This is a genomic window from Verrucomicrobiia bacterium, assembly GCA_035946615.1.
Lineage (GTDB): Bacteria > Verrucomicrobiota > Verrucomicrobiia > Limisphaerales > UBA8199 > DASYZB01.
Window position 1 is genome coordinate 1 of sequence record DASYZB010000024.1, and the last position, 19,930, is coordinate 19,930.

A 19,930-nucleotide genomic window follows, 5' to 3' on the forward strand; every position below is an offset into this window, starting at 1 on the left:
GGGCGTTTGTTACTCCTATACGGAGAAACCGCCTCCTTGTTGAGGCTAAAATGCCGGCACCTCCGGGTGTCGCGCCTGCACCGACCGGAACCATTCGAACTTTAACTACATCTCGTCGGTCTGAGGCTCTGCCTCGCTAGAAACCTATTCCATTTGCCCTCGGAACCGGGCGGTGGACTCTCATTAACACCCCCATTCATGGCCATGAATGGGGGTGTTAATGAGACCTGCGAAGAACTTTGTCTCACACCCCAAATTCGGCCTCCTAATTAGCAGCCCTGCTTATAGGGTACAGACCCCATTCCCTTCCGGGCCTTTCAAGCTGATAATGCTCCTGAGCACTTCGATAAAGCGGAAGCAACTATGGACATCCCGCTAACCATCCTGGTGGCAGAAGACGAACTGAACGATGCTTTGTTGTTGCAACGGGCTTTTCTTAAAGCCGGTGTTAAAACCCCCGTGCATTTTGCCGGCGATGGCCAGGAGGTATTGGATTATTTGCAGGGAAAGCCGCCTTTCGAAAGCCCGGTAGAATTTCCCTTGCCCACGCTTCTGCTGCTGGATTTGAAATTGCCCCGGGTGGACGGCTTCGAGGTACTGGAGTGGTTGCGCAGCCAGCCGCGGTTGCGCCGAATGCTGGTAGTAGTCTTTAGTTCGTCTGATGATCCAAAGGATGTCCAGCGCGCCTACGCCCTGGGCGCCAATTCTTACCTTGTAAAGCCAAGAGACCCAAAGGAATTAGTACGGGTGGTCGAACGGCTGCAAAGCCTTTGGTCGTCAATTGAAAGCGAGCCAGCGCCCTTAGGCGCCGAGGTGGCGCTGCTGAACATTTAACCTGAGCCGTTTCAAACCGATTTTGCGGTCGAGGCAGGCGCTGGCTGTTGCGAGGGCCGCCCAATCTGGCGTGAAAGACCCAAAATGAGTCCAGCCACAATGGTCAGGCATCCCCAGAACTGGCCCCAATTAAGCCGTTCGCCAAGCCAAAGGGCCGCCAGGCCAACGCCGAACACCGATTGAGTAAAAATAGTCAGAGCGGCCACATTGAGCGGGCATTCCCGGATAACAATAAACCAGATGCTGTAGCCAACAGCAGTACAGATAACACCCAACCCAAGCAGTAACAACCAGGCCGTGAAGCTCAGGTTCCGGGCCGCCATCAGCGTCTGTTTGCCATCGATAGCGAGGTTTGCGGCGGTGCCCACCCACAGCGAGATGGCCAGCATCTTCATCACACTCGAGCGGGTCACAATGGGTTTGCCCATGACTGAGTACGCTGCTTCGCAAATGAACGAAGAGAGGAATATCAGGCTGGCGGCAAGACCGGCCCACTGAAAGCCAGTCCGGCCTGACCCGTGAAGGAGGGCAACGCCACAGGCCCCCAAAGCGAAGCCGGCCAAACGGCGTGGTCCGATATGCTCGCGCAGGAACAGGGCGGCGGCCAAAGAGGTCACCAGCGGCTCAAAAGCAGTCAAAACGGCAGAATTGCCCGCAGAACCGAGCTGATTTCCATAGACTTGGAGGCGCTGCCCAACTACATAAAGGACCAGGCCCATTGCGCAAGTCACCCACAGATCACGTCCTCGCGGGGCGTGCCCAGGCAACCAAGGCCAAGCAAAGAGCAAACAAAGTGCAGCCACGCCGAAGCGCAGTGTCACAATGCCGCCGGTGGGAAGGCCCGGCCCAATCAGTTTGTACGCGGAATAAACGGCAGCCCAACAAAAGTTCATCACCAGGAGAATTATTAAATATGCGGGCTTCATCTGCGTCTAATGGCGCAGAACAAAACGTTTTGCCTTAGAACTGGCAAGCTTGGATTTGGCGAGCGGGCGAGCTGTTGCTGTAGATGTCCTGTTGCCTCCCCATGGGCGATTCGCTTTGGCTTGCATCGCAAGCGACGGTCTTGTCGGAAGTTTCGAACATGAAAAAATGGATCATTCTGATCGCTGTCGCCGCCGCTGGCGCAGGCGGGTACTTCGGGTGGAAGCAATGGCAAAAGAAAGCGGCCGTTGCGGATGGTCCGGACCGGCCGACAACAGCGGTGACGGAGCTTAGGGACATTAATTTTGCCGTCAACGCAGCCGGCGAGATAGCCCCCGCCGAGCAGGTCTCGGTGCGGCCCGAGATCAATGGATTGCTGCTGACCTTGCCAGTGGATGTGGGGGATCATGTGAAGAAAGACGCGTTGTTGTTCAAGCTCGATGACAGCGAATTGCAGCAAACAAGGGCCTCGAATCTTACCGATATCGACAAGGCCAAGCTCGGAGTCGAGAAGGCCGAACGTGATTTCAAACGGGCTCAACAGTTGCTGGCGGATAAACTCATTTCGCAAGAGGTCTTCGACGATACCAAAACTGATTTTGACCTTGCCAAAAACAGCCTGGAAAGCGCGCAAAAGGTCCTGGCCATCACCGAGGAGCGACTGACCAAAACGGAAGTCCGGGCGCCGTTTGATTGCACGGTACTGACGCGACCTGTTTCGATTGGACAAGCGGTTTCCGGTTCGGGCGGATTCAACAGCGGCACAGAAGTGCTGACAATTGCCGACCTGAACTCGATGGTGATTAATGCGCAAGTCAATCAGGCGGACATCCCGCGGCTCAAGGCGGGCGAGCCGGTGGAGGTGACCATCGAAGCGGTGCCGGGTCTGCAGGCGACCGGCGTGGTTGAGCGCATCTCGCCCCAGGCAACGATCAAAAATAATATCAAAGGTTACCCGGTGCGCATTGTGCTCAAGAACGTCGATCCCCGTGTGCGGCCCGGCATGACAGCCAACGCCCGCATCCCTGTCGCCACGGCCGCCAACGTCACCGCCGTCCCTCTTGAAGCTGTCTTTACCGAGAAAAACCCGGATACGGGCGAAATGGAGCGGTTTGTCTATGTGCAGCATGGCGGCAATTTCGAAAAGAGGAACGTGAAGGTGGGCATCTCCGATTTTTTTTATGCTGAGATACAGGACGGTTTGAAACCGGGGGAGGTGGTCTCTTTGGAAATGCCCTCTGACGAACAAGACAAGCCGAACGGGCAACTTGCAGGCCAGCACGCGGTGGCAGAAACCGCTCCGTCCGGGGCCAAACCAGCCGTTGTTGCGAGCGTCAGCCGGACTAATGCCCCGGCGGCCCTGCCGGGCGCTGCGCCAGCCGAGCCGGCGCCCAAGCTCCCTCCGGCCGCCGTCCAGCCGGGCGGCAGGGCCTCGGCTGCTGGAAAATCTTGATATGGCCCTGGTTGAACTTCGAAAGGTAAGCAAAATCTATCGCGTTGGAGAAGAAGAGATTCGCGCGCTGGACGACGTGACCCTCGATATCGAGGAAGGGGAATTCATTTCGATTATAGGCCCTTCCGGCAGCGGCAAATCGACTCTGATGCACATCCTGGGCTGTCTGGACTCACCGACACAGGGCACGATTAGGCTGGATGGCATCATGATCCACAACGCCACCGCGCGGGCTTTGGCAGCTATCCGGAACCGGAAAATAGGGTTTGTATTTCAGTTTTTCAATCTGCTGCCCAAATTGAGCGTGATGCAGAATGTTGAGTTGCCGATGATTTACAGCGGTATTCCAGGCAAGGAACGCCGGGAACGAGCCATGGCCTCTTTGGAAGCGGTCGGCATGGCCAATCGGGCCAAACACAGGCCCAGCCAGCTTTCGGGCGGCCAGCAACAGCGCGCCGCAATCGCCCGAGCGCTGGTCAACAGTCCGAGGATTGTCTTTGCGGATGAGCCGACCGGCAATCTCGACTCGCACACGGGCGAGGCCATCCTCCAGCTCTTTCGACAGCTCAGCCAGGAAGGGCGCACGATTGTGCTGGTCACTCACGACCCTGAAATTGCCGCAGTCACTCCGCGCCGAATCGAAATCCGCGATGGGAAGGTGGCGGTGCAGGTGGATTTGGCGCTGGCTGGCCTGGACCGGCGGCAAGCGCCGCAAAGCTCGACGTTTCCCACGCCTGCTAAATCAGCCGCGGGTGTGCAGTCCTAAGGACGTGTTGGGAAAATGATTGGCTCCCCTTGCTCCTCGTTCTGGTGGATGGCCTCGATTTTTCAGGACGTTTCGAGAGCGCCGGCGTCCGATTCATTCTCAACACGCGCTCGGGGGTCACGATCATGAGGGCCTCAAAGGACATGCTGGACAGCGAAACGCTTCGCCCCGCATCGGCCCAACTTGGCATCACCATCCAAAGTGGCTTGCGCGAAATCTGGGCGCACAAGTTCCGTTCTATGCTGACGATGCTGGGGATTATTCTGGGCGTCGGGAGCCTGGTAGCGATGTCCGCCCTGGTGACTGGGATGGAAAGGGGCGCCAAGGAAGCCTTGATCGCCATTGGAGGCCTGGAGAAGGTCCGGGTCGAGGCCCAGGAACTGCCGGTCGAACAACGGTACCTGGCTGACGAAGCGGTGGGTATCACGGTTAATGATGTCTATGCCTTGGAGCAAAGCGCGCCGCTGGTCACCCGCATTTCGCCTGAGATGAGATTCCCCGCCACTTTTTCGGCCAACGGCAAGCGCTTCCGCCCGTGGAATTGCGTCGGGGTATGGCCCGTGGCGGTTGAAATGAATGAACACGTAATCGAGCACGGGCGGATGTTCAATGAATTGGATGATGAATTGGCGCGCAGCGTTTGCGTCATTGGCACCGACGTGCGCGACCGGCTTTGGGGTTCGCCGGAGGAAATGGGCCGCGAGATCGTTCCGGTCGGCGAGACGGTATTTATCAATGGCGTGCCGTTCACCGTCATCGGCATGTTCAAGCATTATGAGAGCGAACACGATCGCAAGGCCCGTGAATTGGCTCAAGCAGAGGCGGCCAAAAAGGGAGGGGCCGCCACGCGCCGTCGCGCAGGCCGCTCGCGAAGCGGAGGCGTGTTTGCCTGGAAGAATCGAACGGTCTATCTGCCGCTCAATACGGTTTGGATGAAATTCCGCTCGGGAGCGACCTGGACGGCCATTACTGCTGGAGGCAATAACAGCACGGCGACCGGAGCGACGGGCGACCCCCGCCTTTCGAGCCTTGAACTCAAGATAGCCAGCGTGGACCTGCTGCCCCAAGCGCTGCAACAGGTGCGCAACGTCCTGATGAGCACCCACAGGGGCATCGAGGATTTCACCTTCCGCACGCAGGAAGATTGGGCGGACCAAATCAAGACATTCATCCATAATGCCCGGTTAAGCGGGGGCCTGATAGCCGGCATCAGCCTGCTGGTGGGAGGCATTGGAATTATGAATATCATGCTGGCCAGCATTTCCGAGCGGGTTCGGGAAATCGGCATTCGTAAATCGGTTGGCGCCGCCACGAGCGATATTTTTATACAGATTCTGGTCGAATCAGTGGTCATCGCGATACTGGGTGGATTAGTGGGCCTGGTTTTCTCATTTGTGTTTGTTTCCTTTATCAGTTCGGTATCGCCCACTGGCAATGCGCCGGTGGTGACCGCCACCGCGTTGGCCGTGGCTTTCGGTTTCAGCGCATTGGTGGGCGTCCTGGCCGGCATTTTTCCCGCTATTAAAGCTGCCAACCTCAACCCGATCCAAGCTTTGAGGTATGACTAAGCCACTTCAGGCCCCATGCTCTCGTTAAACACTATTATAGTCGGTCTGAAGGAGGTCTGGGCCCACAAGTTCCGCTCGGTGCTGACGATGCTTGGGATTATCCTGGGGGTTGGCAGCCTGGTGGGGATGGCCGCTATCATCAAAGGAATGGAAAATGGGATGAAGGAAACGATGATAGCCATGGGCGGCGCGGACAAAGTGCTCCTCGAAGACCAGGATGTGCCTGCGGAGCAGGAGCACCTGGCCGATCAAGCCCCAGGCCGGACCATGGTGGATGTGGATGCCCTGCGCCAATGCGCCCCCCTGCTCCGGCTGATCTCGCCGGAAATGGCCATCAATGGCGTGTACGTCACCCATGCCGACAAAATGGTTGTCCCCTCCGAGACGGTGGGGGTATGGCCCGCCGTGCTCGATATGAACCTCCACACCCTCCAGTATGGCCGTTTTTTTAGCGACCTGGACGAGGAAAAGGCCAACGCGGTTTGTGTCATAGGCACCGGCATCCGGGATGAACTCTTCGGCTCACCGGACAAGGTCGGCAAGGAGATCGTCCCGATTGGGGAGACGATCAACATCAACGGACAGCCTTTTACGATTGTCGGCATGTTTGCCCATTACGAAAGCGAACAGGACAAGAAGGAGCACCAATTAGCCAAGGAGCGGGCGCCTATAGTCCAGGCCGGCCCGGCGCGCCGGCGCGGATGGGGACACGGTAACTGGGCCTTTTACCGAAAAAACAATACGCTCTACATGCCATTGAACACGGCCTGGATGCGATTCCGGGCAGCGGGTAATGACGATGGAGTGCCGGACAACCATCTTTCTGACATCGATATTAAGGTCAATAGCCTCGAACAACTCGAGCCGGCGCTGCAGCAAGCGCGCAATGTGCTGATGTTAACTCATCGGGGCATCGAAGATTTCGGGTTTCGAACACAGGAGAATCAGTTGGAGAGCATTAACCAACAAATCCACAACGCACGGATGAGCGGCGGCTTTATCGCGGGCATCAGCCTAATCGTTGGAGGCATCGGGATTATGAATATCATGCTGGCCAGCATCAACGAGCGGATTCGCGAGATCGGCATCTGTAAAGCAGTCGGAGCAACCGGCGTGGCGATTTTCATCCAGGTCCTGATCGAGAGCATGGTTATTGCCCTGTTAGGGGCGGGAGTGGGGGTCGGTTTTTCCTACGCATTCGTTTGGTTGCTTGAGCACGTGAGCCCCGTGTCCAATGCGCCGGTCATTACTCCATTGGCGATGCTGGTTGCCGTAGCTTTCAGCGCGGCGGTGGGGATTTTCGCCGGACTTTTCCCCGCCATCAAAGCGGCGCGCCTGGACCCGATACAGGCCTTGCGCTACGAATAAGCGCGTTTATTGCGCAACGATCTGAATTGTGTGGGTGACCGGGACGAATGCCGTGTGGATGGCGGCTTCGAGCGGTTGGCGCTCCTGTTCCGCCCGGCTGGCTACTCCCTCCATATCCTTTTTGGCTTCCGGGCTGCGGAACAGCTCCTTGATCTCCCGGGTCTCAAAGGCCTGCTTGGCGGCAACGGCGGCATCCACTTTCGCGAAGGCTTCGCTGAACGGATTGTTGGGGAATTCCTCGGCAAGATTAACGCCGCGAGCCAGTTGTTCAGCGGAAAAAGTGTTGCTTTCACCGCCCCAAATCACCTTGTAACTCGAGCCAGGAGCATTTTTAAACCGAAGCATCAACCGGTTGAGTTCCTTGTTGAAAGGGACCAGCGTCATACCCGAGCGAATGCTGCTGTCCTTCGAGACGTCATCATTGCCACATGCCGGATAGCCGGCAACGGCCTCGCTGCTCAACTCGCAAGGACAAAACGGATAGCGCGAGCTGCGGATTTCGAATATGCCGTCCTTTGCAGAACGCAGTTGATGGCCTCGAGAAGTTTTCATGCGGTTTCGCTTTAAATCGACGGTGAAGGTGCCCAGGTCGCCATTGAGGCCAAGGGCTTTCAGAAAGGCATAAGCCATGATCGTGTGGCCGGCCCAGCCCGGGTGAACGCCATCCTTTCCACAAATGGCATAATTGGCGCCGTACTCCTGCTGCGCCTCGGCGCCGGCGGTGACCATGGGCCAGAATACATCCGCAAAACCGACGCGCTCCTGGCGGGCAATTTCAATGCCGATATTGCGCAGATTGCAAAGATTGAGATTCAGGTCATCCACCGTGCCCGTTGCGCTCTTGACCCAGAACGGCACCTTGCCCACGCAGCCCGCCGAGCCCTCGACCACTCGCACTCCGTTCGCCTTAAAGGCCTCCACGATACCCGTGGAGTACTTGCGGTAAGCCCGCCCAATACGCTCTTCGTAAGAGCGGTACTCGTGGTCGTTCATGCCGTAGCACGTCGTAGCGATGGTCGGTTTGAAACGCAGGCAATCATTGGTCATACGGGCCAGAAAACCGTCTGCCCGCTCCCCGCTCCAGCCATATTGCCTCACCCTGATTTCGAGTTCCGGCACGCAGACCGTCAGGTAATCTTCCATTAGCCGCGAGTACATCTTTTGCTCGGTAATCGAGTCGCCGCAAATCGCGAGCCGATCGCCATGGCGCAAAAGCAGGCCCGCAGGTTGCGGCGCTTTAAGAAGCTGGAACTTTGCCAGCGCCGGGTCCGCAAGGTTGGCTTCAAAAGACCAAACCGGGGTGGAACAGGAAACGACAAGAGCCAAGACGAGAGTGATTTTCAAACGCATTCAAACAATGTTTTTGCTTTAACGACACAATGGCGCCCGTATCCACCAGAAACGAAGCAGTATAGGGCGGCTTGGATTTCTGTAGATTCGAGACGGACGCCGTCACATGCGCGCAACCCATAATGCGCGGGAAACTAAGCCGATGCCAAAATCGTGTCAATCCCAGCCCGGCTTGGCTTCGTTTAACTCGGATTGGGCGGATGGTCCGGCGGTGGGGTTTGGGTTGCCTTTTTTCGCTGGTGCCGCGCAACGATTTGGCGTGTGAGCAGAAACGAGATGAGGGCAAAAGGCGCAGCGCAGACGCTGCCGCCCACCAGCAAGGGTTTGCCCACGGAAAAGAAAGTGGTCCAGCGCCACCAGGAAAGCCCTCTCCATTGAAAATGAGTGATGGGCGGAGGCAATTCATGGGGGTGGCTTAGAATCCAATAACCAATCGTGTATTCCCAACGGTAAATCAGAGGCATGAAGGGGAAAATAACATCATGCAATGTCCCTGCTATTACAGCAGCCAGGATGTTGCTGCCGGTTATCCAGGCAAAAAAGATGGCCGAGAGCGTTTTCAATCCCAGCAAAGGGGTAAATCCGAAGAAGACGCCAATAGCCACACCGCCGGCTATGGCTTGGGGTGTGTCGCGAATCGCCAGCAACTTCAACGAATGCTCGTGCAGCCAGCGGTGCAGGTTAAAATCGAATTTCTTCAATGTAATTATTTTTTGAGTTCTCGACTGGTGGAAGTGCCGTGGACCAGGCACCCCGCGCCTTCCGGTTATTCGGGTGCTGCGGCCTGATGAGCCGCCTGCCAACGCCGGTTGAACCCGACGGCCTCGGCATACCGCACGCCTGTGCCGCCGAAGATGTCTAACGCCGCGCCGATGGTCAAATCGATGCGACCCTGCCCTGTCCGCGTGACCTGTTCGAGGTCGCGCAATGAGTTTGCGCCTCCAGCGTAAGTGACCGGGTTGGTAGTCCACTCTGCCAGATGCCCCACCAATTCCAAATCGACTCCCCGGCAGAGACCTTCGACATCGACGGCATGGATGAGAAACTCGGCGCACCAGGGCGCCAGGCGATCGAATATCGCGGGGCTGAGTGTCACATCAGTGAATTTCTGCCAACTCTCGGTCACGACCACGTACTCATGACCTCGCTTGCGGCAGCTCAGGTCCAATACCAACCGCTCCTTCCCAATTTCCTGCCGCAATTTGCGCAGCCGCTCCCAATCCAGAAGTCCTTCCCGGAAAATCCAGGAGGTCACAATCACGTGCGACGCCCCCGCATTGAGCCAATCGCGCGCATTATCAGCAGAAACCCCTCCCCCCGCTTGTAACCCGCCAGGGAACGCGCCCAAGGCCGAGCGCGCCTGCGCTTCATTTCCAGGGCCGAGCATGATGACGTGGCCGCCACGCAGGTCGTCACGTTTGTACAGCTCAGCGTACCAGGATGCCGGGCGTTCGGAAACGAAATGGGTTTGTAGTTTTCCCGGATCGCCTGCAAGCGTCCCACCCACGATTTGTTTCACTTTGCCCTCATGCAGATCGATGCACGGACGAAACATCCTCCCACACTAAAACCCTGCGAGCGAAATTCAAAGCGCAATATACTGGACATGCGGGAGCCGGGAGCTTGATTGGGGCTCAGGCCCCCACTCCAAGGGCGCAATGGTTGGGCGAATGCCAGTCTCAAACGTTTTGATTCAACCAGCTATCAGCGAAATCATTTTCACTGACACCGAATCGTGAGAGCTATGTGAGGCGCTCTGAACCCGCCCCGCCGCCGGCACGCGCACAAAGGATGGTTGACAGTTTAGCCCATTAAACCTATATGCGAGGGCAAGGCAGAGTGAACAACTGCATGAAAACTTTATGAAAACAACTCTTGGATACATCACAGCCCTGGCGCTGGGTTTCGGCATGGCTTGGGCGCAAGACACCGGCTTCTACGTCAAAGGGGATTTGGGGGGCAATATCACGCAAGATATCAACCTCAAAGAGTTCTTCGGCCCGGTCGCTCCCGGGAGCAAGATTGCGTTGGACCCTGGATTCCGCGCGGGACTGGCGGGGGGCTACCAGGTGACAGAATGGTTTGCCGGTGAAGTCGAGGCGGGCGTCATGGAGAACCGTATCCATTCGATTACCGATGCGACTCGCATCCACGATGCTAATTTTGCCAATATTCCTTTTCTGTTGAACGCCAGACTGCAGTGGCCGACCCCCTGCCCATTCACTCCATACATTGGCGCGGGCGTGGGTTTCTCGGAATCCATTTTTGATGTCGGCAACATCACCATCAATGGAATTGACATGCACGGCAGCAGCGCGGATGCCGTGTTTGCTTATCAGGCCTTCGCCGGGATTCGCTATCGATTGAACGACCGGATGGGCTTAAACCTCGAGTACCGTTATTTTGTGGCCGCCAGCCCCAGTTGGCAGGCCGATTTCACATTTAATACCGTGAGCGACACTGTCCGTTTTGGCGAGGCGCGCACCCACGCGATCAGCCTGGCATTTGATTTCCGTTTCTAGGCTTTCTTAGCCTCCTGTCTCGACAAATCCGCGCGCCCGGCTACATTGGCGCGCATGTCGGCAAGCGGCCAACCATTGGTAATAGCCGGGCGCATCTTTCGCTCGCGCCTGATCGTCGGCACCGGGAAGTTTCCTTCCCCGGAATCGATGCGGGCGGCGTTGGAAGCCAGCGGAACAGAACTGGTGACGGTCGCGTTGCGCCGGGCGGATTTGAGCGGCAAAAAGGACCCGTTCGCCAATATTCTCGAATATATCGATCCCAAGCGCTTTCTGTTATTGCCCAATACCAGCGGGGCAATGAACGCCCAGGAAGCGGTCCGCCTGGCGCGGTTGGCGGCGGCGGCGGGTTTGCCCAAATGGATTAAGCTTGAGATACATCCTGACCCGCGCTATTTGCTGCCCGACCCTATCGAGACGCTTGCAGCAGCGGAGATTCTAGTTAACGAAGGCTTCACTGTGCTTCCCTATATTAATGCCGATCCGGTTTTGGCCAAACGCTTGCAGGACTGCGGCACGGCGACGGTCATGCCGCTGGGCTCGCCAATCGGCTCCAATCGGGGCATCCAAACGCGGGATCAAATTCGTATCATCATCGAGCAGGCGACGGTTCCTGTGGTAGTCGATGCCGGATTAGGAGCGCCCAGCCACGCGGCAGAAGCGATGGAAATGGGGGCCGATGCGGTGTTGGTCAACACGGCCATTGCCATTGCCAGCGATCCGAACCGGATGGCCATCGCTTTCAAGATGGCGGTCGATGCAGGCCGGGTGGCATTTGAATGCGGCGTGGCCGCCCAACAGGAGGCCTCCAGCCCTACCAGCCCCTTGACGGCGTTTCTGGATTAGCCATGAACAGACTATCGCTCGGGCGCGTGCGGCAACTGCTCGCTACGGCGGCCAAAAACCGCATCGTCGTTCTGGGCGATGTGATGCTTGATCAGTTCATCTGGGGCAGTGTGGCACGCATCTCGCCGGAGGCGCCTGTGCCGGTGGTCGATTTCGAGCACGAGAGCTGCATGCCGGGGGGCGCGGCGAACGTGGCGCGAAACTTGACCGCCCTGAATGTGCCGACCGAACTGCTGGGTGTTGTCGGACGGGACCACCCGGCGCAGCAGCTCAAACGGCTGCTGCTTGACCACCACATTCAGTGCGCGGGCCTGGTTTCCAGCGCCGCCCGCAGCACGAGTGTTAAAACCCGCATTGTTGCACATAAACAGCAAGTTGTGCGGATTGATCGAGAAACACGCGATGGCCTGAATGATTCGCTGAATCGACGCCTGCTGGGAACGCTGGATTCAATGGCCAACCGCATTGCTGCAGTGATAGTTTGCGATTACGGCAAAGGAGTGGTCACCCAATCGCTCCTGGAGGGCATTAAACAACTCTGCCGCGCGCGGGGGATTTGGCTTAGCCTGGACCCGAAGCCCGTGCACCACCTCAACCTGAGCGGTCTTTCGCTCATCACACCGAACCGCAAAGAGGCCTTCGAGCTGGCACGGCTCCCGGACGATACTCGTCATCACGACCCGCTGGCCGATAGCAACCTGCTGCGTGTGGCTGGGTGTTTGCTCGAGGAATTGCGCCCCGCCTTGCTGCTCATCACACTCGGCGAGCTGGGGATGTTGCTTTGTGAGCGGGGCCAAAAACCGTTCCACATCCCGACGGTCGCTCAGGAGGTCTTTGATGTATCCGGCGCCGGCGATACGGTGATTGCCTCGTTTACCCTGGCTATTGCGGCAGGGGCTTCGCCGGTTGAGGCAGCGATCCTTTCCAATCACGCCGCGGGGTTAGTCGTGGGCAAGATCGGCACCGCCACCGTCAGTGCCGATGAACTGGCGGGCAGCTTTAAAAAGTGAATCCTCAAGCAACCACCTCGGTGAAGGCCCCAGGCCCCGGCGCCATCACCCCAGGTAAAATAACCGCCGAGGGGGTCCGCGCCATGAAAGCGCGGGGAGAAAAAATTCCTGCCCTGACGGCCTATGATTTCCCTATGGCACGGTTATTGGATGAATCGGGCATTCCGTTGTTGCTGGTGGGTGATTCGCTCGGAATGGTGGTGCTGGGCTACCCTAATACGACCCATGTGACCATGGCGGAAATGGAGCATCATGTGCGGGCGGTTGCTCGGGCGCGGCCACGCGCGCTATTGGCTGCGGACCTTCCTTACCGCACTTATGAAACGGTGGAAAGCGCCGTTGCCAACGCAAAGCGGCTCGTTGCTGCGGGCGCCGAGGCTGTCAAAGCGGAAGGGGGCCGTGAAATCCTGGCTCAGGTCCGGGCAATTCTTGCCAGCGGGATTCCTTTTCTGGGCCACCTGGGCATGTTGCCTCAGCGCGTTCTGGAAGAAGGCGGCTATCACATCAAAGGCAAAACGGAACCGGAGCACGAGGCGCTGCTTGCCGATGCTCAGGCGCTGGCAACCGCAGGGGCTTTTGCTGTTGTGCTGGAACTTGTCACGGCCAGCGTCGCGCGCGAGGTGACTCGCCGTATTGAAATTCCCACCATAGGCATCGGCGCCGGCTCGGATTGCGACGGGCAAATCCTTGTCACACCCGATTTGCTGGGGATGTTGCCTTGGTACAATCTCAAACACGTCAGACCCAGACTCAATGCGGCGGAACAAATGCGGGCAGTAATCAAAGATTGGAGCGACGGGGTTAAAAAACCTCTCGGAAACACGGGATGAAGAAACTCACGCACATCGACGCGCGCGGCGAGGCTAAAATGGTAGATGTCTCCGGGAAACCTGTTCTGGTTCGCCAGGCGGTTGCCACCGGAGAGATACGCCTCGCAAAGGCTACCATCCGATTAATTGAATCGCAGACCATCGCCAAGGGCAATGTGTTCGCCACCGCGCGCCTGGCGGGAATTTTGGCCGCCAAAAAGACGGGCGAACTCATCCCACTTTGCCATCCCCTGCCTCTGACTCATTGCGAGGTGAACTTCCAAATGCCTTCAAGCCGCGACCGAATACGCATCACTGCGTCTGCCAAAATTGCCGCACAAACGGGCGTCGAGATGGAAGCCCTCACTGCGGTGAGCATTGCGGCGCTTAGCATCTATGATATGTGCAAGGCGGTTGATAAGAACATGCGCATCGGGGAGATTCGGTTGGTCTCAAAGATTAAGGGTTGAAGGGGGAGAATGGTCCATTCCGGTGAGCAAATGATTGTCCAGAGCGGATGAAACTGGAGTTGAAAAAGCAAATCTTTCTTTTGTTCATTGGGTTGGCGATTCTTGGGCTCCCTGCCCGCGCGGCCGAAGTCAGCGTATTCGCCGCTGCCAGCTTGACTGATTCGCTTCAGGAAATAGCCGCGACCTACGAGAAACATTCGGGAGACCGGCTCGAATTTAACTTTGGCGCCTCAAGCATGCTGGCGCGGCAAATCCAGGAGGGCGCTCCAGCGGATGTTTTTTTCTCGGCAGATGAGGCCAAGATGGATGCTTTGGAGAGAACGGGACTGATTGTGAAGGAAACCCGCAAGAGCCGGCTTTCAAATGCGCTCGTGATCGTGGTCGCCGCTGACAGCGCGCTGAAAATCGCCGCTCCCGAAGACCTCGCGAGGCCACTTGTGAAGCACATCGCTCTGGCCGACCCTGAAGCGGTGCCGGCCGGCATCTATTCCAAAGAATTCCTGGGAAAGCGAAAGCTGTGGACAGCGGTCGGAAGCAAAGTGGTTCCAACAGAGAACGTGCGGGCCGCTCTGGCGGCGGTCGAGTCGGGGAACGTGGAAGCCGGGATGGTGTACCAAACCGACGCCGCTATTTCCAGCAAGGTCAAGGTGGTTTGTCGGATCCCCGCAAGCGAGGGACCGGCCATCAGCTACCCGATTGCGGTGCTCAAAGAGTCCAGGAACATCGCTGCCGCGCGAAAGTTCGTGGAGTACCTCGGTTCGGCGGATGCGAAGCGGATATTTAAAAGCTACGGTTTTATTGTCCTAAAATGAATAAATGCCTTTTGCGCGTTGTTCGCCGGTGTTTGGGCTCAAGCTGTGTTGCGGCACACTCGACAATGTGAGCAAATAGCTTTATCCCCATCCAATGGAAACTGGCGAATGGCAGCTTGTGTGGTTCACCATTTGGGTTTCCATTCTCAGCACAGTGCTGATCCTCCCCTTTGGGTTGGGCATAAGCTGGCTGCTCGCGCGCCGGCAATGGCCGGGTAAATCCCTCGTCGAGACCATTATATCCCTCCCGCTGGTCATGCCGCCGGTGGCCACAGGGCTCATTCTGCTGAAATTCCTTGGGCGCCGCGGGCCGGTTGGTGGTTTTTTGCACACTCATTTTGACTTTGATATCGTCTTTACCTGGCGAGCGGTGCTGGTGGCTTTATGCGTCATGTCATTCCCCTTGTTGGTGCTGTTGGCGCGGACCGCTTTCGAGGAGGTCAATCCACGGCTGGAAGAGATAGCCCGCACCCTTGGGGCTGGAAACATTCGGGTATTCTGCACGATTACTTTGCCGCTGGCAGCGCGCGGGATTGCAGGGGGAATGCTGCTGGCATTTGCGCGGGCTCTGGGCGAGTTCGGCGCTACAATCATGGTTGCAGGCAATATCCCTGGCCGCACTTCCACGCTTTCGCTGGCCATTTTTAAATCCGTGCAACTGGGCCATGACGCCAATGCCTTTCGTTTGCTCGGCGTCTCGGTTGGGCTGGCGTTTACAGCGGTGTGGGCAAGCGAATGGCTCATACGAAGAAAAAAGCGCTGACATGGGCCTGCTGCTCAAAAACGTTTCCCTGCCGCTCACGCCATTCTTGCTGGAAGTGGATGCCGAACTGAAGGGTCGTATGACTGTCATTTTTGGCCCCTCGGGCTCAGGCAAGACCTCGTTGCTCGACCTGGTGGCTGGCCTGCGCCCGGCCCGCTCTGCGCTCATTCAACTCGACAACCGGGTGCTCCTGGATACCTCGCGGGGCATCTCGGTGCCGACACGCCGCCGTGGCATGGGCTATGTCCCTCAAGACCTGGCGCTGTTCCCGCACCTTTCTGTTCGGCAAAATCTACTCTATGGCTCCAAGCCCAGCGCTGAAGGCAGCCGTCTATTCTCCTTTGAGCACGTGCTTGAGGTTCTGGACATTCAGCCTCTTGTCCAACGCGGTGTCAGGGAACTTTCCGGGGGCGAGAAACAGCGTGTGGCCTTGGCGCGCGCGTTGCTGGCGTCGCCGCGGTTGCTGCTGCTGGACGAACCGCTGGCCAGCCTCGATCTCGGTTTGAAAATGCGGATCATTCCCTACCTGGGTCGCATCCGCGACGAGTTCGGCATCCCGATGCTTTACGTGACGCACGACCGCCACGAACTGCTGGCGTTGGCCGATGAAATGGTCGTTTTAGTTAACGGCAAGGTGGCACAAACCGGCCCTGTGCGGGAAGTGTTAAGCCGTCCGGCCAGCCTTGCCGTCGCGGGCCTGCTCACAGTGGAAACCATCCAACAGGGGCGCATCGTTAAAACGGGGGACGAACTGGTGACAGTGGCCGTCGGTCCGGTTTTGCTGAACTCGACAGAGCGAACGCTGCCGGCGAACATAGTTGAAGTTTATGTCTGCATCCGTGCCGAGGATGTGGTTCTGGTGAAAGGGGGCAACAGCCCAAGCAGCGCGCGCAATCGTTTGGGCGCAACCATACAATCTCTTGCCCACGAAGGCGCGCATATGCGGGTAGAACTGGACTGCGGGTTTAGACTCACAGCGATGCTGACCAAGCAAGCTTGCGAAGAAATGGCGTTGAAGCCCGGCGAGGCCGTCATGGCCCTGGTGAAAGCGCCCCATATTCATTTGATTCCCCGATAGCACCGGAATGCCCCGGACTCCCGGCGTTTCGCCGGGTCCTCAAGCCAAATCCTCGCCAAACCTCGCCAGGATAATATTGACGGAGACTGCATCCTGGCGTGTGAGCAATGTGACTCTGTGCCGGTCCATCAGTTGTCAAAGTCGCCCAGAGGCCGGCCGGCATGGAGACAGCGGACTTGAATTACGACTGGCTGACGAAACTGCTCAACCAGATGCCTCGAGAAATTCGGCACATTTTGGTGTCCGATCAGCCCCGGGGCGAAGGAGGTTCGCGGGTAGTATTAACCGCGAGCACGCCCGAGTTGCAGCGGTTTGTTCTGAGGTATCTGCAAGACACCAATGCCTGGAACGCGCGCTCGAGGTGGAAGCGGAGATCGAGGCCGTGAGGAGCGGAAATGAATTGCGCGGCGGCGTCCAAAGCGGCGTCGCGCTTCGCTTGCCGCCGCACTCCAAAAGGACGCGCCGGCATCGCGCCAGTCGAGGGAGACAGATTCAAGAGAACGATGTTGGCGATGTTGCAAGGCTGCAAGGATGACGTTGCGAAGCCTCTGGCGGCAGCCTATAATAGCGGAAAATCTTGATGGCTACTCCGGATGGTGACCTGTTGAATACCGAGCGGCCCATCATCCACGGCACGTTGGATGAGGTCCCTCGCTGTTCACAAGAATTAAGGCTCATTTGCGGTCAATGCGGCGAGCGCGGGGTGTATGATGTCGGGACGATCTTTGCCGATATCGAGGGGAAGGGAGCGTCGGCAAAGACATGGTACGGCTTTGGGAATTATTTTCGTTGTCATAAATGCGGCGCGGCTGGGCCGTGGGAGATAGATAACTGGCTGAAGCTGGCAACGCTGCTGTTGCGGACGAACCTGAGCGGCAGGGTTGAGGGGATTCAGGCCGGCCGCTGTCATTTATTCGATGGGACGCTTGTACAGTCGCCGGCGATGGGCCAGGAACACCTGCTAAAGCTCCTGAGGCAGTCGCCCTATGATGCTTTCCTTCACACGCGCCTGGGCAACCTGATGCGGGGGTGCGGGCAGAAGGCCCAAGCTGCGGAATGGTACGAGAAGGGGTTACGGCTTGATCCGGGAGATATTGAGGCGCGGTATCACCTCTGGCGCTTCGCGGTCGAAGCTCGAGACGCTGAGTCGAGCGCGCTGCATGCCCGGCAGTTGGTGCGGCATTTGCTGGAAGGGCGCAAGACCGAAAGGGAGGAACTCAACGAGGGGATCGCGTTAGCCCTGGTTGATGGGCTCCGGGAGGCAAGCCAGGATTTTCGAGAGCGGTTCCTGACGGTTGACCAGGAAGGCTCTGGCCTTAAGGAAGACCTCTTCATTGGCGGGGTGTTGGCCCAGACCGGAGAGGAAGAGGAAATAATCCGAGAGGCTGCACAGCGGTTGCTGGGAAGCAAAGCCGCTTCTGAAACCCCGGCTGTTGCGAGAGCAGCCGCCCAGTCGGGACCGGATACGAGTCCGTCAAATCTCGCGTTGACTGCTTCACTGGCTGAGTTGGTTCGAGAGCATGGATTGAATTCAGAACTCCTGACAGCGGTCTTCGAAGACGAAGGCCGGCGTGGCTTACGCATTTCCGATAAGCACGAGGTCCGGGTTTCGGATGGCGAAAAAATGGTTGTCTGGCGCGCGCCTGCAATCAGGGAGCTGTTTCGAGGCAACCGCCAGCCACCACCGGATATGGATCATTATCCGGAGGCCTACACAGCGCATTTCTGGTTCATCGAGGAGCGTGTGCTGGCTCTGTGCGACGTTCTGGGCGACCGGACAGACCAGGAGATGGAGGAGGTCTATGCATCCTTGCGGCGGCGGCCAGACGGGCGAAGCCTCGGGCTGGCTCACGATTTTTTGTGGCAGGTCTCGGCGCTGTTGCTGGGCTGTTATCCATTAAGCGAGGCCGAGTACGCAGCTTTGATCGGGGCTTTGCTCAACTCCACTCGGAAATGGGGGTTGCGCCCGGTGTCGCGTTTTTATCTTAAGTATCTGCGCGAGGCTATTGACGAGGACGGTTCCCAGGGCTTGCAACCTTGATCGCCGCCTTTAGAAAAGAAACTTCCGCGCGCCAGAAAGGAATAAACCATGCAGATTTTGGCCGGCATTATCACGATTTCGGACCGAGCATCGAAGGGGCTTTATGACGACTTGGGTGGACCTGCATTAAAGGAAGCGGCCGAGGGGCTCGGATGGAAGGTGGTGGCGGACTCGCTCGTGGCGGATGAAAAGCGCGAAATTCAACGGGCTGTTCGCGAACAAATCGCCAAGGGTTGCCACCTCATCCTGACCACCGGCGGCACGGGCGTTGCGCTTCGGGACGTGACTCCCGAGGCGCTGCGCGAAATTGCAGCGCGCGAGCTGCCCGGGTTCGGCGAGGCCATGCGGATGGAATCCCTCAAGATCACGCCCAACGCCATTCTGTCGCGCAATTTGGCCGCTGTGGTGGAAAAGGCGTTGGTCATTTGCCTGCCTGGAAAACCGAGTGGGGCAGTCGAGTGCCTGGGGTTTGTTGCCAAGGCGATCCCGCATTGTGTTGAGGTGCTTCAGGAAGTGCCGACCAGTTGCTAAGGAATAATTTGAGAAGACGCATGTGGAGATCATAAACGAGTTGGCTACTGTCGGATTTCTGATCGAGGATTTATTTGTTGTGGTTCGGCGCAACAAGCCTGGTGTCAGCCGAATGCTAAAACAACTCCACGCCAGGAAGAACCACTTTTACTTTCTGGTATTTCGAAAATTCGCTAAGATAAAGTATCCGCCTCTAAGAAAAACTAAAGCATCCCTGGTTCCAGCAATTCGATATGTGACCGTTCCCATGCACTGAACGCCTGGCCCGAAGCCGGAGCGGAACGGAGCGAGCCGAGGGGTTATGGCGGCAGGCGAAGTGAAGCGTGGCTGAGGGAGGGCGTTGAGTGCAGAACCGTGTAAATGTTCCCATGCAAGGCGTTTTGTCTGCGCGGTTTTCGGGGGCGACAGGGGAAAAGCCGGGCAGTCTAAACGCCGAGCTAACGGCCGCGTTTCAAGGTTGCATTAGGTTAAGCGCAAGGGTTCATCTCATTCATTGCGAGGCGACAACTTTGGATGCTGCCAGCGCTTCACGCACCATTCGTTCTACCTCGTAAGGGGTCCAGTCATTGCTCTTCCACAACTGCACGAGGCGTCCGTCCGGACCGATAAGCGCCGTGCGAAAATCGTGCGCAATCAGGCCGTTTTCCTGCGCGTAATATAAGCCTGTCAATCCAGCGACGCAACTGATCTGGTCGGCGTTGCCTGTGGCGAAGCTCCGGTCTTTCTCGTTTGCTTCATAGCGGGCGGCGTAAGCCTTCAGCACATCAGGACGATCAAAATCCGGGCGC

At 57.7% G+C, this 19,930-nt stretch carries 20 protein-coding genes; 15 read left to right on the forward strand and 5 right to left on the reverse strand.

The genetic code is table 11. The features are described 5' to 3' along the window. Nucleotides 1-363: 363 nt before the first annotated feature. The gene (locus VG146_03770) at nucleotides 364-834 is read left to right on the forward strand and encodes a response regulator (protein ID HEV2391462.1); all 471 of its coding nucleotides are present in this window, start codon (nucleotides 364-366) and stop codon (nucleotides 832-834) included. An 11-nt stretch (nucleotides 835-845) separates the two neighbouring features. Here VG146_03770 and VG146_03775 read toward each other — a convergent pair whose 3' ends face one another. Next, nucleotides 846-1,760, reverse strand: a complete 915-nt coding sequence (locus VG146_03775; GenBank protein ID HEV2391463.1) for a DMT family transporter — start codon at nucleotides 1,758-1,760, stop codon at nucleotides 846-848. A gap of 158 nt (nucleotides 1,761-1,918) precedes the next feature. On the opposite strand from VG146_03775, the gene VG146_03780 reads away from it, so the two are divergent. From VG146_03780 to VG146_03795, 4 genes are read left to right on the forward strand one after another with little or no spacing between them, the layout of a single operon-like run. Beyond that, the gene (locus VG146_03780) at nucleotides 1,919-3,211 is read left to right on the forward strand and encodes an efflux RND transporter periplasmic adaptor subunit (GenBank protein HEV2391464.1); all 1,293 of its coding nucleotides are present in this window, start codon (nucleotides 1,919-1,921) and stop codon (nucleotides 3,209-3,211) included. A gap of 1 nt (nucleotide 3,212) precedes the next feature. Then, nucleotides 3,213-3,977, forward strand: a complete 765-nt coding sequence (locus tag VG146_03785) for an ABC transporter ATP-binding protein (protein ID HEV2391465.1) — start codon at nucleotides 3,213-3,215, stop codon at nucleotides 3,975-3,977. Between the two features lie 29 nt (nucleotides 3,978-4,006). After that, entirely contained in the window at nucleotides 4,007-5,545 is a 1,539-nt protein-coding gene (locus VG146_03790; protein HEV2391466.1) for an ABC transporter permease, read from the forward strand. Between the two features lie 15 nt (nucleotides 5,546-5,560). After that, entirely contained in the window at nucleotides 5,561-6,913 is a 1,353-nt protein-coding gene (locus tag VG146_03795; GenBank protein HEV2391467.1) for an ABC transporter permease, read from the forward strand. Between the two features lie 6 nt (nucleotides 6,914-6,919). On the opposite strand, the gene VG146_03800 is transcribed toward VG146_03795, so the two are convergent. The 3 genes from VG146_03800 to hisA all read right to left on the reverse strand — a co-directional run bounded on the left by VG146_03800 (nucleotide 6,920) and on the right by hisA (nucleotide 9,818). Then, a complete protein-coding gene (locus VG146_03800; protein ID HEV2391468.1) occupies nucleotides 6,920-8,263 on the reverse strand; it encodes an SGNH/GDSL hydrolase family protein in 1,344 nt (447 codons plus the stop codon). A 182-nt stretch (nucleotides 8,264-8,445) separates the two neighbouring features. Continuing rightward, entirely contained in the window at nucleotides 8,446-8,964 is a 519-nt protein-coding gene (locus tag VG146_03805) for a DUF2062 domain-containing protein (GenBank protein HEV2391469.1), read from the reverse strand. A gap of 65 nt (nucleotides 8,965-9,029) precedes the next feature. After that, nucleotides 9,030-9,818: a phosphoribosylformimino-5-aminoimidazole carboxamide ribotide isomerase gene (gene hisA / locus VG146_03810; GenBank protein ID HEV2391470.1), complete on the reverse strand. Its 789-nt coding sequence runs from the start codon at nucleotides 9,816-9,818 to the stop codon at nucleotides 9,030-9,032. Nucleotides 9,819-10,125: 307 nt separating this feature from the next. On the opposite strand from hisA, the gene VG146_03815 reads away from it, so the two are divergent. From VG146_03815 to VG146_03860, 10 genes are all read left to right on the forward strand, one after another. Continuing rightward, nucleotides 10,126-10,785 (forward strand): porin family protein, encoded by a 660-nt coding sequence (locus VG146_03815; GenBank protein ID HEV2391471.1) that lies wholly within the window; start codon nucleotides 10,126-10,128, stop codon nucleotides 10,783-10,785. A 54-nt stretch (nucleotides 10,786-10,839) separates the two neighbouring features. Beyond that, nucleotides 10,840-11,628 carry a thiazole synthase gene (locus VG146_03820; protein HEV2391472.1) on the forward strand — a complete coding sequence of 263 codons (789 nt, stop codon included), beginning with the start codon at nucleotides 10,840-10,842 and terminating at the stop codon, nucleotides 11,626-11,628. 2 nt (nucleotides 11,629-11,630) lie between these two features. Continuing rightward, a complete protein-coding gene (locus tag VG146_03825) occupies nucleotides 11,631-12,638 on the forward strand; it encodes a PfkB family carbohydrate kinase (GenBank protein ID HEV2391473.1) in 1,008 nt (335 codons plus the stop codon). Beyond that, nucleotides 12,635-13,468, forward strand: a complete 834-nt coding sequence (gene panB, locus VG146_03830; GenBank protein ID HEV2391474.1) for a 3-methyl-2-oxobutanoate hydroxymethyltransferase — start codon at nucleotides 12,635-12,637, stop codon at nucleotides 13,466-13,468. The genes VG146_03825 and panB overlap by 4 nt, the downstream gene beginning before the upstream one ends. After that, entirely contained in the window at nucleotides 13,465-13,917 is a 453-nt protein-coding gene (gene moaC, locus VG146_03835) for a cyclic pyranopterin monophosphate synthase MoaC (GenBank protein ID HEV2391475.1), read from the forward strand. Before panB ends, moaC begins: the two co-directional genes overlap by 4 nt. Nucleotides 13,918-13,964: 47 nt before the next feature. After that, nucleotides 13,965-14,729, forward strand: coding sequence for a molybdate ABC transporter substrate-binding protein (gene modA, locus VG146_03840; protein ID HEV2391476.1), 765 nt, complete (start codon nucleotides 13,965-13,967; stop codon nucleotides 14,727-14,729). Between the two features lie 94 nt (nucleotides 14,730-14,823). Continuing rightward, on the forward strand, nucleotides 14,824-15,492 hold the full coding sequence (modB, locus tag VG146_03845) for a molybdate ABC transporter permease subunit (GenBank protein ID HEV2391477.1): 669 nt from the start codon (nucleotides 14,824-14,826) through the stop codon (nucleotides 15,490-15,492). 1 nt (nucleotide 15,493) lies between these two features. Next, nucleotides 15,494-16,570, forward strand: coding sequence for a molybdenum ABC transporter ATP-binding protein (gene modC, locus VG146_03850; GenBank protein ID HEV2391478.1), 1,077 nt, complete (start codon nucleotides 15,494-15,496; stop codon nucleotides 16,568-16,570). A gap of 580 nt (nucleotides 16,571-17,150) precedes the next feature. Further along, nucleotides 17,151-18,611, forward strand: a complete 1,461-nt coding sequence (locus VG146_03855) for a hypothetical protein (GenBank protein HEV2391479.1) — start codon at nucleotides 17,151-17,153, stop codon at nucleotides 18,609-18,611. A gap of 48 nt (nucleotides 18,612-18,659) precedes the next feature. Further along, entirely contained in the window at nucleotides 18,660-19,142 is a 483-nt protein-coding gene (locus VG146_03860) for a MogA/MoaB family molybdenum cofactor biosynthesis protein (protein ID HEV2391480.1), read from the forward strand. A gap of 490 nt (nucleotides 19,143-19,632) precedes the next feature. Here VG146_03860 and VG146_03865 read toward each other — a convergent pair whose 3' ends face one another. Next, complete coding sequence (locus VG146_03865; GenBank protein ID HEV2391481.1) at nucleotides 19,633-19,905, reverse strand: hypothetical protein; 273 nt, start codon at nucleotides 19,903-19,905, stop codon at nucleotides 19,633-19,635. Nucleotides 19,906-19,930: the final 25 nt, after the last annotated feature.

Bases quoted from the DNA above. Each gene is read 5' to 3' on its own strand.
- modC (HEV2391478.1), top strand. From the start codon at position 15,494: ATGGGCCTGCTGCTCAAAAACGTTTCCCTGCCGCTCACGCCATTCTTG.
- VG146_03770 (HEV2391462.1), top strand. From the start codon at position 364: ATGGACATCCCGCTAACCATCCTGGTGGCAGAAGACGAACTGAACGAT.
- VG146_03780 (HEV2391464.1), top strand. From the start codon at position 1,919: ATGAAAAAATGGATCATTCTGATCGCTGTCGCCGCCGCTGGCGCAGGC.
- VG146_03825 (HEV2391473.1), top strand. From the start codon at position 11,631: ATGAACAGACTATCGCTCGGGCGCGTGCGGCAACTGCTCGCTACGGCG.
- modA (HEV2391476.1), top strand. From the start codon at position 13,965: ATGAAACTGGAGTTGAAAAAGCAAATCTTTCTTTTGTTCATTGGGTTG.
- VG146_03860 (HEV2391480.1), top strand. From the start codon at position 18,660: ATGCAGATTTTGGCCGGCATTATCACGATTTCGGACCGAGCATCGAAG.
- moaC (HEV2391475.1), top strand. From the start codon at position 13,465: ATGAAGAAACTCACGCACATCGACGCGCGCGGCGAGGCTAAAATGGTA.
- VG146_03855 (HEV2391479.1), top strand. From the start codon at position 17,151: ATGGCTACTCCGGATGGTGACCTGTTGAATACCGAGCGGCCCATCATC.
- VG146_03800 (HEV2391468.1), bottom strand. From the start codon at position 8,263: ATGCGTTTGAAAATCACTCTCGTCTTGGCTCTTGTCGTTTCCTGTTCC.
- VG146_03815 (HEV2391471.1), top strand. From the start codon at position 10,126: ATGAAAACAACTCTTGGATACATCACAGCCCTGGCGCTGGGTTTCGGC.
- VG146_03795 (HEV2391467.1), top strand. From the start codon at position 5,561: ATGCTCTCGTTAAACACTATTATAGTCGGTCTGAAGGAGGTCTGGGCC.
- VG146_03775 (HEV2391463.1), bottom strand. From the start codon at position 1,760: ATGAAGCCCGCATATTTAATAATTCTCCTGGTGATGAACTTTTGTTGG.
- VG146_03785 (HEV2391465.1), top strand. From the start codon at position 3,213: ATGGCCCTGGTTGAACTTCGAAAGGTAAGCAAAATCTATCGCGTTGGA.
- VG146_03820 (HEV2391472.1), top strand. From the start codon at position 10,840: ATGTCGGCAAGCGGCCAACCATTGGTAATAGCCGGGCGCATCTTTCGC.
- modB (HEV2391477.1), top strand. From the start codon at position 14,824: ATGGAAACTGGCGAATGGCAGCTTGTGTGGTTCACCATTTGGGTTTCC.
- hisA (HEV2391470.1), bottom strand. From the start codon at position 9,818: ATGTTTCGTCCGTGCATCGATCTGCATGAGGGCAAAGTGAAACAAATC.